Genomic DNA, 15,560 nt, shown 5'->3' on the forward strand with positions numbered 1-15,560 from the left:
ATCCCACTTCAGCGCACACCGGGATTGGTGAGCTGGGGGATGTCCTCGTCCATGACCTCGAAGGCGGCGACCTTGTCGCGAGGGGCGCGGATGAGGCGCTCGCCGAGGGGGACGACGTCGAAGCGGGCGCCGATCACCGCGAGCGTCTTGCCGGTGATGAGCACCTGGCCGGGCATGGCGGTGGCGGCGAGCCACGAGGCCACGTTGACGCCCTCGCCTACGGCGGAGAAGGAGGGCCGGGACTCAGGGCCCACCAGGCCGGCGAGGACGCGGGCGGTGTTGATGCCGATGCGCACCTCGCACCGCTCCTCCAGGGGGCGGCGGGCCATGGTGCGATCCCAGTCGGCGCGCAGGGCGAGCGCGGCACGCACGGCGCGGACGGCGTCGTCCGGCTTGGAGGAGGGAGCGCCGAAGAGGGCGCGCAGCGACTCGCCGAAGAAGGCCTCCAGGGTGCCCTCGAAGCTGAAGACGAGCCCGCCCAGGTGGGAGTGGAAGTCGTTGAGCAGCGCGGTGGCGCGCTCGGCGCCGAGCTTCGTGCTCAGCGCGCCGAAGCCGACGAGCTCGGCGTGGACGATGGTGACGTTGCGCTCCTCCAGCCCGGGCAGCTTGCCGCCGGTGCGCTGGGCCTCGGCCGCGCGCCGCTCGGCCACCTCGTGCCCGTGGAAGCGCTCCAGGTGCTGACGCAGGGGAGAGGCAGCGGGCCCGGAGGACGAGCTGGCGGAGAACTTCTGCACGCCCGTGGCCACCAGGTGCGCCACGGCGGTGCAGGTGTCGAGCATGATCTCCAGCTCGGTCTCGTTCTTCGCGGAGGTGTTGACGTAGAGGACACCGGCGAAGGGGGCCTCGAGCCCGATGGGGATGCAGAGCACCCGGTCCACACCATAGAGGATGACGCTCTCGCGGCCGGCGAAGCGGCGGTCATCGCGCACGTCGCCCACCAGGAGCGCGCGGCCCTGGCTCAGGGCCTGCTCGATGATGCCATCGGAGACGGGCACCTCACCCTTGGCGAGCTTGCCGCGGTGGCGCACGGCGGCGGGAACCATGACACCGGTGGGATGGCGCAGCAGCACCACGGCGGTGGTGGCGTCGATGCGCTCGAGCACCCGGTCCATGGTGGCCTCGAGGAAGGCCGTGAGGGTGGTGGCGGTGGCGAGCGCCTCCGCGGTGTGGAAGAGGAGGACGAGCGTCTCGTAGGCGCCGCGGGGAGCCTGGGCGCCCACCGGCGCGATGGGGGCGGCGGTGGCGGGGACGCTGTCGAAGGGGCTGGAGAAGTTGTCGAGCGCCCGCAGCAGGTCCACGTTCTTGATGTTCTTGGCGAGGATGACGGAGGGCCCCACGTCCTCGCCGTGGCCGAAGCGGCGCACGCCTCCGGCGCCCAGGTCCACCATCTCGGTGGCGGCGTTCTCCACCTGGTTGGGCTGGCGCACCGAGAGGGTGTTCTCGCCCAGGGAGATGGTGTCGCCGGGTTGCAGGGCGATGGTGCCCTGCAGGGGCGCGCCGTTGACGCGGCTGCCGTTGCGGCTGCCGAGGTCCTCGAGGCGCAGCTTGTCCCCCTCGGCCACGAGGCGCGCGTGCCGGCGCGAGACGAGATCGCCACCGAGAACGATGTCGTTCTCATCCGCGCGGCCGAGGTGCGTGACGCCCTCGGGAAGCTCGTAGGCAGTATCGAAGTAACCCGGGCCGTTGATGATGATCTGCCACATCGCGCGGGGGAGATTACACGACCCGGCCGCTCCATTCGCATGGAGCAGTCACATTGACACGCGGAGTCAAATCCGCTCGGGACGTAGCCCCCCCTTCAGCGAGGCCGGTGGATCCACACCGAGTCGTCCACCCGCGCCACCATGAAGCGCTGTAAAGGGCGGGTGGCGGGACCGAGCAACACCCGGCCATCCTCGTCGAAGCGCGAGCCGTGGCAGGGACACTCCAGGAGCGCCTGCCCGGGCACGTGGGCGACGTGGCAGTCGCCGTGCGTGCAGATGTGCCAGACGGCGGAGAAGCAGCCCGACGCGGTGTGAATCACCACCACGTCGAGCAGGGCCTCCGGGACGCGGACCACGGCCGAGCCCCCCGGTGCCCGCAGCGCCGGGTACTCGGTGAGCTTCACCTCCACCCAGCCCTCCTCGGGACGGCCGGGGGTGACGCCGCAGGCCTCGGCATCGGAGAACGGGAGCACGGTGGATTCCCGCCACTCGGGACCGCAGCCGGCACAGAGCGCGGCGAGGGCACAGGTGCCGTGCAGCAGCGAGCCGAGCACGGCACGCCGGTCCAGCTCCCGCTGCGTCTCTGGAGGCCGGGGCGCGTGCATCACTTCCACTCGCAGAGGGGAGAGCCGTTCACCACCGCGACGGCGTCCAGGTCGAAACCGCCGGAGGTGAAGCCGTAGCCGTTCTGCCCGCTGTCCCGGATGCGGATGAAGCGCGCCCGAGCCACACCGAGAGTGGACAGGTCGAAGCCGTCCCCCCCCGCCACGGAGGGATCCGTGGGGCTGAGGCCATTCTCCGGTGTGGAGAACACGGGCTTCACGCCCGCGCAGCCGGGGTAGCCGTGGGTTCCATCCGCGGGGTCGCAGGGGAACTCGCGCCACGTCTGGCCGTCCTCGCTCACCGCGACGAAGGCCGTCTCCGCGTAGTTGCTGAAGGCGTTCTCGAAGACGAGCAGGTCCACGCCGGGCCCGTCCACCACGCCGATGTCGGTGAGCTCGAGGACGATCTCCCCCCGCTCGCCGAGCGAGAGCACGTCCAGCGAGCCCATGCTGGAGCCGCCGCCGCGGGGCGGTCCGAGCACGATGGTGGGGTAGCCGTCCTGGCCGAAGCCAGCGGAGTCGCCGGGGTGGAAGGAGGCCACCTTGTCGGCGAAGGGGTTGTTCTCGCTCGCGCAGACCACCGGGGCCTTGGGGTCCTCCTTGTCCTCCTCGGAGGGACCTCCGCAGCCCGCGGCGAGCAGGGACGTGACGAGACAGGCGCTCCAGCGCGCCAGGGTGCCGTGCGTCTTCATGGGCATCAGCGCTGCTGGAGACGGACGAGCCGGCGGCCGTTCTTGTCCTTCACGCTGACGAGCAGGTCCGCCCCCATGGGAGTCATGCCCACCACGTGGGTGCAGGTGTTGCTGGTGGTGAGCACGGGCGTGAGGTCACCCGCGGTCACGGTGCTGGGGGTGATGCCGCCCAGCGTCAGCTCCATGCGCGAGACCTCCTTCGTGGCCGTGAAGGTACCGCGGTGCAGCGCCACCCCCTGGCCGAACCTCGCGACTCCCTGGAGGTCGGTATTCGAGTAGATCTCGATCGCGTTGGGGTTGGTGAGCGCGAAGGGCGTCCCACTCGAGAGCGCCGACGTGTACACCGAGGGAGCCACGGCGGTCAGACGATTGATGTAGGGCGAGAAGGGGCCGGTGGCCTCCGGGTCGGGAACGGAATACCCGAGCACGGCGATGTTGTCGCTCGTCACCGCCGTGAAGCCACTGGAGGCGCCCGCGACCGGGAAGGTCGCCAGCTTCGTCCCCTGGAGGGGCTTGGCGTCGGTCTTCAGGGCATAGATGGCGTTGCCTCCCTCGGCCACACCCTGGATGCCCACGCCGTTGATGAGGAAGGCTCCAGGCACGGCATCGGCGGTGAAGTTGCCCGCGGCGGAGACGTAGGTGGAGTCGGCCGGGGTCGCCGTGTCGTAGACGAGAACCTTCCCGGGGAATCCGGTCTCCGCCTTGGCGTAGCCGGTCAGCAGCCGGGTGCCATCGTTGGTGAGATACCCGCTCGGGAACGCGCCCTGGTCCGCCTCGGGAACGATGGGCTGGAGGGGCGTCGTGCTGGCGGCGATGGCCGGCCAGGTGCCGAGCGCGTAGAGGCTGTCGTCGGTGCCATTCAGGCCGTACAGCTTGAAGTCGCTGCCGCTCTGCACGGCGGACACCGCGCCGATGCCCTCGGGGAGCGTCACGGACTCGGCGGCGGCGAAGCCCGTCTGGAGCTGCAACGTGCCGAGCTTCTCGTCATGCGGTAGGTCCGTGCACGCGACGCCCGCGTCGGTGCCGGCATCCGTCCCCGCGTCGGGGCCCGTGTCGGTGCCCGCGTCCGTCCCGGCATCCGTCCCCGCGTCGGGGCCCATGTCGACGTCCCGCACCTCGCAGTGGCTGTCCACGCACGCGTACTGCTTGCCCTCGGGGGGAGCGCCCTGCTTGTTCACGCAGTCGATCCGATCGACGCACTCCTCCCCGCAGCCCGTGACCAGCAGCCCCAGCGACAGGGCACCCAGCGCCACCACGAAGCGGCCGAACCGCCCCGAACCCATCATTCCCGTCTTCATTCGCGTCCTGCTCCTCGCCCCCTCGGGCGGAATGCCTTCGAGAGGAGTGGGAGCGGGATGCGAATCGGGCACGGCCTGACAGAGGACGCACACGGCGGCGCACCCGCTGCCTCCCCTCGGAGACCTCGGTGTTGTCCGTGCCACCGGCACGGGTCCTCGGCAGGTTTTCGGACTTACGGGCACCGTGGCCTCACGGGGAGGCCACCTTCCCTACTGGCCGTCGCTTCCCAGTCCTCGGGAGAGGACCAGTGCATCCTGACGGTTTTCGTTCCCGTTCACCGCTGCGGGGCAGTCCCGGACTCGCACCGGGTTCCCTCGAGTCCCCACCAACAGGTGGAGGAACCGAAGACGGGGCGCGGGATATGGCGGCGGGGAAGCTTTGTCAAATGCTCCGTCCGTTTCGCACCAGCAGTGCGCGTCGTATGGAGCATGGAAGACAGGAACAACGCGGAGCGCGGGCGGTCCCAAGTGGCCGGACTAGACTTCGCGCATGGAGGCTCTCGAAGCGGCGCTGGACGTATTCTACGCGGGCGATGCCGCGGCCCTCGAGCGATTGCTGCACGCCAATTCCTCGCTGCCGCATGCGCGCATGACGTCGGCCAAGGGCCCCTACTGCGGCTACTTCCACGAGGCGACGTTGCTGCACCACGTTGCCGGCAATCCGCTCATCCGGCCACTGCCAGGGGCGACGATGGAGCTCGCCCGGCTCATCCTCGAGCACGGTGCCGAGACCGACGCTTCCACGCGGCCAGGGCCCGCGCAGCCCGACGACATCGGGTGGAGCACGCTCGGCCTGGTGGCCACCAGTGACGCCGCCCGCCGTGCCGGCCACCAGCGGCCACTGCTCGAGCTGCTGCTCGCACACGGTGCCGAGATCGACTTCCGCAACGGCGGGCCGCTCGTGGGTGCGCTCTACTACGGCGAAGCCGAGGCGGCACGCTTCCTCGTCGAGCGCGGCGCGCGGTACGACCTCGTGAGCGCCGCGGGGCTCGGCCGCATCGATTTGATGGAGCGGTTCGTGCGTGACGATGGGACGCTCGCGCCGGACGCGCATGCCCTGGTGCACTACAGCCAGGTGCGTGACCGCCCCGCCTCACGGGCCGACATCCTGGGCCTCGCGCTGATCTTCGCCAGCATGGGTGGCCACCGGGACGCGGCGGCGTGGCTCCTGGACCGCGGTACCAGCGTGCACGCACGGCCGCCGTTCGATCACACCGCGACGCCGCTCCACTGGGCCGCGCTGCGCGGGCACGCGGAAGTCGCGTCGCTCCTCCTCGAGCGCGGCGCGGACCGCACGGTGCGCGACACGTCGTTCCATGGCACGCCCCAGGGCTGGGCCGAGCACGCGGGCCATCAGGCCGTGGCGGCGCTCATCGCGCGATGACGAGTACCGCGGGCGGGAGTCGAACCCGCAACCTCTGCGTTCTGAACGCAGCGCCTCTACCAGGTTGGGCTACCGCGGCATGTGCTTCCACTGCTGGGACTGCGAGTGCCGGAAGCGGGAGTCGAACCCGCAACCTCCAGACTCTCGATCTGGCGCCTCTACCGAGTTGGGCTACTCCGGCGATGGGACTGCTGGACTGCGAAGAGCGGCCGGCGGGATTCGAACCCGCGTACACCTGAGTGGCGCTCAGGGGCCTCGTGCCTCTCGGCCACGGCCGCATTTGCGAGCGCTCCTGCAGGGAATCGAACCCTGTTCACACGGTAGACGGCCGTGCTGCGATCCAATCGCATCCAAGAGCTTGTGCTGCTGGGAGTACCCCGTACGGGAATCGAACCCGTCTTTCCGCATAGAGAGTGCGGCGTCCTGTGCCGATAGACGAACGGGGCAGGAGATCAGGACCCGGAAAAGCAAGAGGCCGGGTCCCTTTCTTGGAGCCCGGCCTCTGAGTCCCGTGCCTCGTCTTGGGGACGAAGGCGCGGAAGCATCAGAGTCCGGGCGGTAGACCGCCCTCCAGCTCGAGGCCGGACAGGAGATCCAGAGCGGTATCCAGACCGGGACGCGAGAGCGCGTCGATGCCAGTATCAGTGTCGTTCAGGGACTTGAGGTTCATCGGGCTCTGCGTCGTCACCGTCGTCATGGTCACCGCTCCTTTCATCGAGAAAAGACGCGGCGGAAATCCGTTCCTGACAACGCGCGAGACACGGCGGGGCCCGCCTGCCCCTCAGGCCACCGTGAGCCGCCCGCGCCGGTACAGGAGCGCCAGGAACAACGGCCCACCGAGCAGCGCCGTGACAGCGCCCACGGGAGGCTCGCCCCCGAACAGCGGGATGGCCAACCGCGCCACCAGGTCCGAGAGCAGGAGGAACGCCGCGCCCCCGAGCGCCGAGAGCGGCACGAGCAGCCGCTGGTCCGGCCCGAAGGCCAGCCGCAGCAGGTGGGGCACGATGAGGCCCACGAAGCCGATGAGCCCCGAGAGCACCACGGCCCCCGACACGCTGGCGCTCGCGGCGAGGAGCAACCACCGCCGCGTCCGGGCCACGGACACCCCGAGCGATGCCGCGTCCTCATCCCCCAGCGTGAGCAGGTTGAGCCGCCCAGAGAGGGCCATCATCACACCGATGGCCACGGCCTGGAGGAGCGCGGACAGGAGGAGCGTACCTGTGCTCTCGTAGCCGAGGGTACCGGCGAGCCAGTAGAGGAGTTCCCCCAACCGGTTCGGGTCGGAGAGCGTCTTGACGAGGGTAATGACGGCGGAGGCGAAGGCGTTGAAGACGACGCCCGTGAGGAGCGCGGCATAGGGCGCGCGGCCTCCGTGCCCCCGGCTGGCGGCGAGCACGAAGAGCATGGCCGCGACGGCACCGAGGAAGGCGAACAGGGCCGGTGCGGAGAGGCGCTCGAGCCCGACCCCGAGGCCCGAAGCCACCTCGCCCACGGTGGCGAAGCCCAGAGCCAGGGCGATGGTGGCCCCGAGCGCCGCGCCACCGGAGACGCCGAGGACGAAGGGGTCCGCCAACGGGTTGCGCAGCACGCCCTGCAACGTGGCTCCGGAGGCGGCGAGCCCCGCGCCAACAACCGCCGCCAACAGGGCACGCGGCAAGCGGAGGGACCAGAAGATGGCGGTGTCGATGGAGTTGGGGTCGCCGAAGAGAGCGGAAAAGGGGATGGGCTGATCGCCAAAGAGGATGGCCAGGAGGAAAGCGCCGAGCAGCAAGATGAGGAACGCCCCGCCGAGCCCGAACGCCCGGGCCGGAGTGAAACCCTTCACCCCTTTCCCTCTCTCACGCATCACGGGCGCACAGTACCCGCATCGGGCTTCGCGGAGGGGTGCAACAGCCAGAACAGGTCCTCCAGTCCCCGCCCCAGAGAAGGTCCCGGCTGCAGCAACGCCATCGATGGCATCTCCACCCACCGGGCCTGCGAGAGCCCCGGGAGCGCGGCGATCTTGTCCTTGCCCACGTCCACCATCGCGGCATCCACCACCACGTCCGGCCGCGCACGCACCGCCCGCTCAACGGAATACACGGAGTACGCCGAGCCCGCGTCCGCCGCCACGTTGATGGCTCCCGCGTCGCGCAGCAGCTCGTCCGCGAAGGAGCCGGGCCCGGCGACGACCAGCGGCTCGAAGCCATAGGCGAACAGCACGCGGGGCGGCTTCAGTGCCTTGGCGGTCTCACGGATGCGAGCCCGGGTGGACTCGATCCGCTGGATGATCGCGTCGGCCTCCTTCTCCTTCCCGAGCGCCCCTCCGACAGCGCGCAGGGCCGCCAGGGTATCGGCCACGGTGTGCAGGGGCAGCAACAGCACGGGCACGCCGATCTCCGCCATCTTCTCCACGGGCCGCTGGTTGCCGGGCCCCGGCTGGACGAGCACGAGGTCCGGTTTGAGCGCCACCACCCTCTCGACGGACGGGTCGATGAAGCCTCCCACCCGGGGCAGGCCGGCCACCTCCTTCGCCTCGTCGAAGCGGGAGACGCCCACGAGCGTACTTCCCGCGCCCAGGGCGATCACCGTCTCCGTGAGCGACGGGACGAGTGTCACCACGCGCTTCACTTTCTCGGGGGGCTTGGGGCCCAGGAAGCGCGGGCCTCCCTGGGGAGGAGCCGCGTGCGCGGCGGTGACGAGGCACAGCGCGGCGAGCAGGACGAACGGAGCGAGGCGGGTCTTCATGGGAGGCTCAGGGAATCGCGACGACATCACCGACGAGGGAAGGCCCACGGCTGCGCGGACAGGCGAGGATGGGAGGCTCGGCCCCGGGCCCCAGCCCGCGCCGCTCCACGAGCGAGTCGCCCACCACCTCGATGACGAAGATGCGGCCCGCGTTGTTGTCGCCCACGTAGGCGCGGTTGCCCACCACGGAGAACCGGCCGGCGGAAGGCAGCGGGCACGAGGTCCCCTCCGCGCACCGCAGCGCGAGCGAGGCCACCACGCGGCCGTCCGTGCCGAGCAGCACCAGCCCCGTGCCCTGCACGTCGATGAGGTTGAAGTTGCGGTCGTAGGTCGCCGCGCCGCCGCAGCTCACGAGCAGCCGCTCGCCCACGGGGACGACCCAGAACGGGTTGAGGCAGCCCGTGCCGAGCTCGAGCAGCTCCACCGCGCGGGAGGCGGGGTCGATGCGGGCCAGCAACCCGGGGCCTCCGACGGAGAAGTCCCGGGGGTCCAGGTTGCCGAGCGCGGCGAACACCCGGCCCTGGAGCGTGGCGATGCCCGCGGGCGTGGGCTCGGTGGTGTGGCCCGGGAAGGGCTTCAGGGCCTCGCCCGTGGGCAGCGAGAAGGTGTCCGTGACCGTAGGCGCGGTGGGGTCCGCCACCGAGACCCGGACCACCTTGCCGCCCGCGGACGCATCCGTCTGCAGGTTGCCCAGCAGCGTGACGTACACATCCGAGCCGTCCAGCGTGAAGCCATACGGGTTGGTGTTCGCACCGAAGTTCACGCTGCCCACGTCGGTGAGGGTGATGCCATCGGGGAAGCGCGGGCCCGAGCCCCCCGCGGGCTCCTCGTCGCGCCGGAGCACCTGCAGCGTGTTGCTCGTGGAGTTGAGGACGAAGACGTAGGGGTCCTGGACGAGGAGGTGGTTGGGAACCAGGCCGGTGGTGTTGCGGGCGGGCAGCTCGCCATAGTCGGAGAGCCGGGCCTGGAGCAGCCGCATGGACGCATCCAATACCAGCACGACGTCCTGCATGCGCGCGACGGTCTGGGGACTGGTCCCCACCGCCACCGAGGGCCCCTTCACGTCCGGTCCCGCCTGGAGGCCCACCACCTGCCCGGTGTTGAAGCACGCGGCGATGAGGTCATAGGTGCAGCTGCCCCCCCGGCAGCTCCGCGAGTCCGCGCACACGGTGCCGCACGCGCCGCAGTGGAAGGCATCCGTGTCCAGGTCCACGCACGAGCGGTCACAGCGCTCGGAGGACGCGAGGGTACACGCCGCCTTGCACTGCCCCTGCTCGCACACCTGGTCCGCGGCGCAGGCCATGCCCCCCTCGCCCGCGCAACCGCCGCAGTGAGCGGGGTCCGACACGGTGACGACACACTCGCCTCCGCACAGCGTGGAGCCCGAGCGGCACTGACAACCGCCCTCGACACACACCTCCGTGGCGGAGCAGGCCGTGCCGCAGGCCCCACAGTGGGACGAGGTGCTGGAGAGATCCACGCACGTGTCGCCGCACTGGGTCTGTCCCTCGGAGCAGAGAGGGCGCTCGTCCGGGCACCCCGCCAGCAGCAGGGACAGCGTCACCAACAGCAACACCGTGGATGCCCCCTCTCCCCTTGGGAGAGGGCTGGGGTGAGGGTCATTCCGAATCATGGTGTCTCCGTCCCGGAGAAGGCCCCCGACACCGACAGGTACACGGCGCGGCCGGGGAGCGGGTAGCCGACGAAGTCCTCGGCGCGAGCGTCGAAGAGGTTCTTCACCTCGCACGAGACCGTGAGCTCCGGGCGGGAGCCAAACGTGCTGGCCAATCCAGCATGAACGAAGGCGCGTCCGGGCAGCGACATCGACCCATCCCGGGTGAGCGCGTGAGCCGACTGGGCCACCACCTCCATGCGCCCCGTGAGCCACCGGGGCCCGCCCATCACCCGCGCCGCCAGCTTGTGCCGGGGCCGGTAGGGCAGCTCGCGCAGGTAGAAGCGCTCATCCCGCTGCAGGTCGCTCGACACGGTGAGCGTGTAGCTGAAGGCACCGGAGAGCAGCGGATGGGGCCGCCACTCGCCCTCGGCCTCGAGCCCCAGCACGCGCGCGTTGGCGAAGTTGTACGGCCGGGCCGCGCCGGGCGGATAGGCCTCGTAGGAGATGAGGTCCTCGTAGAGGCTGGCGAAGCCACCCACCGAGGCGAAGGACTCCTCCGAGCGGTGCACCACCGCCGCGTCCGCGTACAGGGCGCTCTCGGGACGCAGGTCCGGGTTGGGCAGCAGCGTGCCCTGGCGCACGTACAGCTCCAGGAAGGAGGGCGCGCGGTGGGCCCGGCCCGCGTTGGCGCGCAGCTCGAAGTCCGCGGGCAGCTCCACGGTGATGCCCACCTTCGGAGACAGCAGCGTGTACGGGCCCGCCCGCTCCACGCGCAGCGAGGGCGCGACGGTGAGCTGCCCGTCCCACAGCAGCAGCTCGTCCATCGCCATCACGCTCGCGCGCAGCCACGATGGGTCGCCCCCGGAGGCCTCGTTCGTGTCCGCGGCCGTCACGGACTCGCCACCCACGCTCACCAGCGCGGACAGCGCGTGCCACCCGCCCAGCAGCACCCGCCCCTCCAGCTCCACCCCGCCCAGTTGCTGCACCTGCGGCTCCGACTGGCTCCAGAGTCCCCCCGACAGCGCCACCCGGTCCCGGCGGAAGTACGCGCGCGCGTTCGTCCGCACGCCTCCTGGCAGCGCGCCCGTCACCCGCAGGCTCGCCGAGCCGCGTCCTCCCGACTGCCGCGCGTCCCCGCTCGGGTTCTGCGCGGTCCCCGCGAGGCCCCGCTCATCGAAGGAGAGTTCGCCCAGCAGGTCCGCGGAGAAACCCCGGCCCAGCTCGCCCCGCAGCCGCAGCAGGCCCCCTGCCCCACGCGCGTCGTTGTTGGCGCGCCGCTGCTCGACGAGCGCGTCCCCGGGCAGCGTGGGGCTCGGATCGAAGAGGTACGGGAAGCGCCCGCTGGAGGTGCCTCCATGGACGAGCACCAGCGCCTCGCCGCCCGCGAGCGGCCCCGAGGCCGACAGCCACCCTTGCGCCGTGTCCCAGCTCCCATAGGAGAGCTCACCCGTCACGCGCGCGTCCTTGCCGGGACGGCGGGTGATGATGTTGACGGCGCCGCCCAGTCCCCCCGTGCCGTAGCGTGCGCCCGCGCCGCCACGCAGCACCTCGAAGCGCTCGGCCATCGCCGCGGGCACGCGCGAGAGGTCCGCGATGCCGCCGGGCCCGTTGAGGGGAACACCATCCAGCAGCACCAGCGTCGCGTTGGAGGACGCACCGCGCACCACGAGGCTCTTGCTCTGCCCGTAGCCTCCCACGTCCTGCAGCGTGACACCCGGAGCGGTGGACAGCATCGCCGCGGTGTCCCGGGCCGCGCCGCCGAACTCGTCCACCTGGATGACGGTGAGGGCGCCGCTCGGATCCCTCCGCGACGCGGAGTCGGGAGGCTCGGCAGCGCTGGCCTTGCCCACCACCTCCACGGTGGGGACGCGGAAGGGCTCGCCCTCGGGCGCGTCCGGGGCCAACACAGCCGGAGTCTCCTGGGCGGGAGCGTCCTGGGGAGGCTGCGCCGCCTGCTGCGCAAGCGCGGAACCGCTCGTGCTGAGCGCCAGGCAGAGCCACCGCCCGGCGAGGTGCGACCGCCGCATGAACCCGCCTTCCGCTCTCTCCGTCGAAGAGAGAAGGCAAACGCGGGCAGCTCGCGCCCACACCCCTGGGCAGGTCTCCTGGCTGTCGGACTCCGGCCGAGACGCACACCGCGTCTCCCAGAAGGGCTCCTCCGCCTTCCCCCGGCCGCGAGGCTGGAGTGGCGACTGCCGAGGACCCCTGCCCTGACCTCAGGGCTGCCCGATCACAGTGGCGGGACCGCGCCGGACTCGCACCGGCTTCCCTCTTGAAAGCCCGGCATGGGCACCCAAGGGCAGGCCCTTCCTAGGGGCTCAACCCCCGCGCGTCAAGCCACCCTCGGTGACGTGCGGCGTCGCCCGGGGGCCGCGGGAGTGGCGATCCAGCCAGTCGAGGATGAACTGGTTGAAGGCGGAGAAGTCGACGAAGGTGGCCAGCACGTCGCCGAAGCGCAGCGAGGCCCGGTCGAACAGCGGCGTGGGCCGGCCGGGGATCAGCAGCGTGCCGTTGTGCCAGGTGCCGTTGTGGCTGCCATCATCGGCGACGTACCAGACGCCCGTGTGCTTCTCCTCGCTGAAGGTGGCGTGCACCCGCGAGACCGTGGGGTCCTCGACGATGATGTCATTGTCCGGTGTACGCCCCAGGGTGATGCCGGGCACGGGCGTGGTGATGCCCTGTGGGCGCTTGCGCACTTCGAGCACGAGCGGCTCGGCGAGCGTGGGCCTGCGCAGCGAGAGGCCCGTCATGGTGCTGCGGGTGAAGAGGGGGCGTACTCCCATGGGAGGTGCCTCCCACACCAGCACCGGCCAGCGCACCGCGTGCCGCACCGAGTGAGGGTCATCGAGAAACTGAGAAGCGAGGGCGGAGAACTTCAGATGCACGGGACTGCCCTCCAGCGCACGAGGGGGTAACGGGCAGGGTGTGCATGGAGGGTGATCCGGGCCAGTCCCCCCTCGGCGGGTGAGGGCGGGGAGGACAGCGGTGCTGGAAGTACTCAGCGGGAGCATCCGTGTCCGTCCCGCGCACTGGACGCACGCGCCGCGGCTGCACACCGCGCGCAAGTGCTCTCCGAGGGAGAACCCGCTGGCATGACACCTGCTCTGTGCGCCAGACAACCGCGCCATGGAGGCGCGCGAAGGAGAGGGACAAAGGTGGTCGAGATGCTGACGGCGGGGAAGCGGTTGGCGGTGTTCTCCATCCGCGAGGGCAAGGGCGGGAGCATCTGGGTGCGGGCGGGGAGCGCGTTCGTGAACAAGGACGGCTCGCTCAACGTGCTGCTGGATGTGCTGCCGCTGGATGGGAAGCTGCACGTGCGCGAGGCGGGGGACAAGAAGGACACGGTGCAGGCGGGGGGCGGCGGGCGCTACGGGCTGGACGGCGGCCTGGACTCGCTGCCGGTGGGAGGCCACTCGTGAGCGGACGGGTGATGGGCGTGGCCGCGGTGCTGGGGCTGCTGCTGTGGCTCGGGCCCGGGAGCGCGGAAGCCGCCCAGGCGAAGACGCGCACGCAGTACACTGGCGTGGTGAACCTGAACGAGGCGACGGTGGCGCAGTTGGATCTGCTGCCGGGCGTGGGCGCGAAGGCCGCTCAGCGCATCATCACCTGGCGGGAGAAGCGGGCCTTCAAGCGCCTCGAGGAGCTGGTGCGGGTGAAGGGCTTCGGCAAGAAGCAGTTCCTGAAGCTCAAGCCGTACCTGACGCTGCAGGGCCCGACGACGCTGAAGGCGGAGAAGGTGCCGGTGAAGCCGGACGAGGTGCGCGTCACCGGCCCCGTGGCGAAGCGCTGAGGACGCGGGAGGGAGGGTGCCCGTGTGCCGGGCATCCTCTCTCCGGCGCGGCCCTCACCGGCCGGAGGCGCGGGGCAGCTCGACGGCGTCGGCCTGCTCGGTGAGGGCCATGTCGGGCGTGAGCTGCAGGGGTTTGACGGGCGCGGAGGTCTGCGTGGTGGCCTCGCGCATGGCCTCGATGAGCTGCTGCCGGCCGTGGGGATAGGGAGCCTCCGCCCCCGGGAGCGCCAGGAGCTGGCGCTGCAACGCCTCGCCCGAGGGGGTGCGCAGCGCCGGGTCGTGCTGGAGCAGGCCCATGATGATGGCGTCCAGCGCGGGCGAGATGCCGGGCACGGAGTGGGAGGGCGGCAGCAGTTGCTGCCGGGTGGAGGCGACCATCAGCTCCGCCTCGTTCTCGCCCTGCAGGACGCGCTGGCCGGTGAGGGCCTCGTGGAGGGTGAGGCCGAGGGCGAAGAGGTCCGCCCGGCCATCCAGGGGCTTGCCGTAGGCCTGCTCCGGCGCCATGTAGCCCGCCTTGCCGCGCACCGTCTGGGCCTGGGTGAGGGCGAGCTGGTTGGCCGCGCGCGCGATGCCGAAGTCCGACAGCTTCACCTCGCCGATGCGCGAGAGCAGGACGTTGGGCGGGTTGAGGTCCCGGTGCACCAGGCCGAGCGGCTCGCCCTTGGGGCCCGTGCGGCCGTGCATGTAGGCCAGCGCGGCGGAGATCTCCACGCCGAGGTAGGCCACCGCCGCCGGAGACAGCCGCTTCCAGTACACGCGCCGCAGCAGCGAGCTCAGCGGCATGCCGTCCACGAACTCCATGGCGAGGAAGACCGTGCCCTGGTGCCGTCCCAGGTCGAGCACCTGCACGATGTTGGGGTGGATGAGCAGTGAGCCCAGCTCCGCCTCGCGCCGGAACAGGCCGAGGAACTCCTCGTTGTCCGCGTAGGCCGGGAGGATGCGCTTGATGGCCACCCGCTTCTCGAAGCCACCCTCGGGGCTGTAGGTGGCGCGGAACACCTCGGCCATGCCGCCCACGCCCAGGCGCTCGTGGAGGAAGTACTTCCCCATCACGTCCTTCTCACGGATGGCGCGCAGCGCGTCCTCGGCCTTCTTCACGATGAGGGTGGCCAGCGTCGCCGCCAGCGGCCCGTAGCAGAAGAGGAACACGCAGCGCAGCAGCACCATGGGGAACGTCAGGGTGCTCAGGGAGTCGGGCGGGAGCCGGGGCTGGGCCACCAGCAGGTACAGCGCCATGTACTCCAGCGCCGCGAGCGCCGCCGCCGCGTACGCCAGCTTCTTGCCGGCCCGGAGCGCACACACCACGACGAGCGCGCCCCAGGCCACCAGGGGGGGCGTGGTGAGCGCGTACACGGCGCCGTGCGAGTACACGTCCATGACGAACACCGCGGCCGGGATGGACACGGTGATGGCGCTGTCCATCCACTGCATCGCGGGGTGGAAGCCGCCCCGCCGCAGCTCGCGCAGCATGAACGTGTAGTAGAGGCTCAGTCCGCCCGTCAGCCCCGCGATGCCCAGCGCCAGCCGCCAGCCAATCACCCCGGCGAGCAGCACCGCGGCCGTACAGCTCAGCAGGTTCATCCCACGCATGAAGCGCGCGATGGACATCTCGCGCGGGACGACGTCCTGATCCAGGTAGTCCTGCAGCAGGCGGGCGGAGTGCGACACTCGGGGGGCAGCGGCTTCCATGAAAGGCCAGTCTAGCGGACTTCCTGGCCCGACATCGACCTACCCCCCGAGGGGCCCGCC

14 protein-coding genes, 4 tRNA genes and 2 riboswitches are annotated in these 15,560 nt (G+C 71.1%); of the genes, 3 read left to right on the top strand and 15 right to left on the bottom strand.

The features are described 5' to 3' along the window. Positions 1-8 precede the first annotated feature (8 nt). From NR798_RS41420 to NR798_RS41435, 4 genes are all read right to left on the bottom strand, one after another. A complete protein-coding gene (locus tag NR798_RS41420) occupies positions 9-1,703 on the bottom strand; it encodes an adenylate/guanylate cyclase domain-containing protein (RefSeq protein WP_375768110.1) in 1,695 nt (564 codons plus the stop codon). A gap of 95 nt (positions 1,704-1,798) precedes the next feature. Then, a complete protein-coding gene (locus NR798_RS41425) occupies positions 1,799-2,257 on the bottom strand; it encodes a ubiquinol-cytochrome c reductase iron-sulfur subunit (protein WP_375768111.1) in 459 nt (152 codons plus the stop codon). A gap of 50 nt (positions 2,258-2,307) precedes the next feature. Beyond that, positions 2,308-3,003 carry a cell surface protein gene (locus NR798_RS41430; RefSeq protein WP_375768112.1) on the bottom strand — a complete coding sequence of 232 codons (696 nt, stop codon included), beginning with the start codon at positions 3,001-3,003 and terminating at the stop codon, positions 2,308-2,310. After that, positions 3,003-4,295, bottom strand: a complete 1,293-nt coding sequence (locus tag NR798_RS41435) for a hypothetical protein (protein WP_375768113.1) — start codon at positions 4,293-4,295, stop codon at positions 3,003-3,005. Before NR798_RS41435 ends, NR798_RS41430 begins: the two co-directional genes overlap by 1 nt. Before the next feature lie 140 nt (positions 4,296-4,435). Continuing rightward, positions 4,436-4,657, bottom strand: a riboswitch (cobalamin riboswitch). Between the two features lie 128 nt (positions 4,658-4,785). Here NR798_RS41435 and NR798_RS41440 point away from each other — a divergent pair. After that, on the top strand, positions 4,786-5,679 hold the full coding sequence (locus tag NR798_RS41440; protein WP_375768114.1) for an ankyrin repeat domain-containing protein: 894 nt from the start codon (positions 4,786-4,788) through the stop codon (positions 5,677-5,679). Positions 5,680-5,683: 4 nt separating this feature from the next. On the opposite strand, the gene NR798_RS41445 is transcribed toward NR798_RS41440, so the two are convergent. The 10 genes from NR798_RS41445 to NR798_RS41490 all read right to left on the bottom strand — a co-directional run bounded on the left by NR798_RS41445 (position 5,684) and on the right by NR798_RS41490 (position 12,906). Continuing rightward, positions 5,684-5,758: transfer RNA gene (locus NR798_RS41445), tRNA-Leu, on the bottom strand. Positions 5,759-5,785: 27 nt separating this feature from the next. Then, positions 5,786-5,860: transfer RNA gene (locus NR798_RS41450), tRNA-Leu, on the bottom strand. A gap of 23 nt (positions 5,861-5,883) precedes the next feature. Beyond that, a tRNA-Gly gene (locus tag NR798_RS41455) sits at positions 5,884-5,957 on the bottom strand. A 95-nt stretch (positions 5,958-6,052) separates the two neighbouring features. Beyond that, positions 6,053-6,125: transfer RNA gene (locus NR798_RS41460), tRNA-Glu, on the bottom strand. A 98-nt stretch (positions 6,126-6,223) separates the two neighbouring features. Then, positions 6,224-6,376: a hypothetical protein gene (locus tag NR798_RS41465; protein WP_375768115.1), complete on the bottom strand. Its 153-nt coding sequence runs from the start codon at positions 6,374-6,376 to the stop codon at positions 6,224-6,226. A gap of 84 nt (positions 6,377-6,460) precedes the next feature. After that, positions 6,461-7,504: a FecCD family ABC transporter permease gene (locus NR798_RS41470; protein WP_375768116.1), complete on the bottom strand. Its 1,044-nt coding sequence runs from the start codon at positions 7,502-7,504 to the stop codon at positions 6,461-6,463. A 20-nt stretch (positions 7,505-7,524) separates the two neighbouring features. After that, positions 7,525-8,406 (bottom strand): ABC transporter substrate-binding protein, encoded by an 882-nt coding sequence (locus NR798_RS41475; protein WP_375768117.1) that lies wholly within the window; start codon positions 8,404-8,406, stop codon positions 7,525-7,527. Between the two features lie 7 nt (positions 8,407-8,413). After that, positions 8,414-9,982 (bottom strand): MXAN_6577-like cysteine-rich protein, encoded by a 1,569-nt coding sequence (locus tag NR798_RS41480; RefSeq protein WP_375768118.1) that lies wholly within the window; start codon positions 9,980-9,982, stop codon positions 8,414-8,416. Positions 9,983-10,035: 53 nt separating this feature from the next. Then, a complete protein-coding gene (locus NR798_RS41485; RefSeq protein WP_375768119.1) occupies positions 10,036-12,048 on the bottom strand; it encodes a TonB-dependent receptor plug domain-containing protein in 2,013 nt (670 codons plus the stop codon). A 50-nt stretch (positions 12,049-12,098) separates the two neighbouring features. Further along, a riboswitch (cobalamin riboswitch) is annotated at positions 12,099-12,333 on the bottom strand. Positions 12,334-12,339: 6 nt separating this feature from the next. Beyond that, positions 12,340-12,906 carry an FHA domain-containing protein gene (locus tag NR798_RS41490; protein ID WP_375768120.1) on the bottom strand — a complete coding sequence of 189 codons (567 nt, stop codon included), beginning with the start codon at positions 12,904-12,906 and terminating at the stop codon, positions 12,340-12,342. Between the two features lie 279 nt (positions 12,907-13,185). Between NR798_RS41490 and NR798_RS41495 the strand changes: the two genes are divergently transcribed. Then, positions 13,186-13,440 (top strand): hypothetical protein, encoded by a 255-nt coding sequence (locus tag NR798_RS41495; protein ID WP_047863136.1) that lies wholly within the window; start codon positions 13,186-13,188, stop codon positions 13,438-13,440. Beyond that, the gene (locus NR798_RS41500; protein WP_375768121.1) at positions 13,437-13,811 is read left to right on the top strand and encodes a ComEA family DNA-binding protein; all 375 of its coding nucleotides are present in this window, start codon (positions 13,437-13,439) and stop codon (positions 13,809-13,811) included. The genes NR798_RS41495 and NR798_RS41500 overlap by 4 nt, the downstream gene beginning before the upstream one ends. Positions 13,812-13,865: 54 nt before the next feature. On the opposite strand, the gene NR798_RS41505 is transcribed toward NR798_RS41500, so the two are convergent. Continuing rightward, positions 13,866-15,479 (bottom strand): serine/threonine-protein kinase, encoded by a 1,614-nt coding sequence (locus NR798_RS41505; RefSeq protein WP_375768122.1) that lies wholly within the window; start codon positions 15,477-15,479, stop codon positions 13,866-13,868. Between the last annotated feature and the right edge of the window lie 81 nt (positions 15,480-15,560).

The organism is Archangium gephyra (assembly GCF_042230915.1).
Lineage (GTDB): Bacteria > Myxococcota > Myxococcia > Myxococcales > Myxococcaceae > Archangium > Archangium gephyra_B.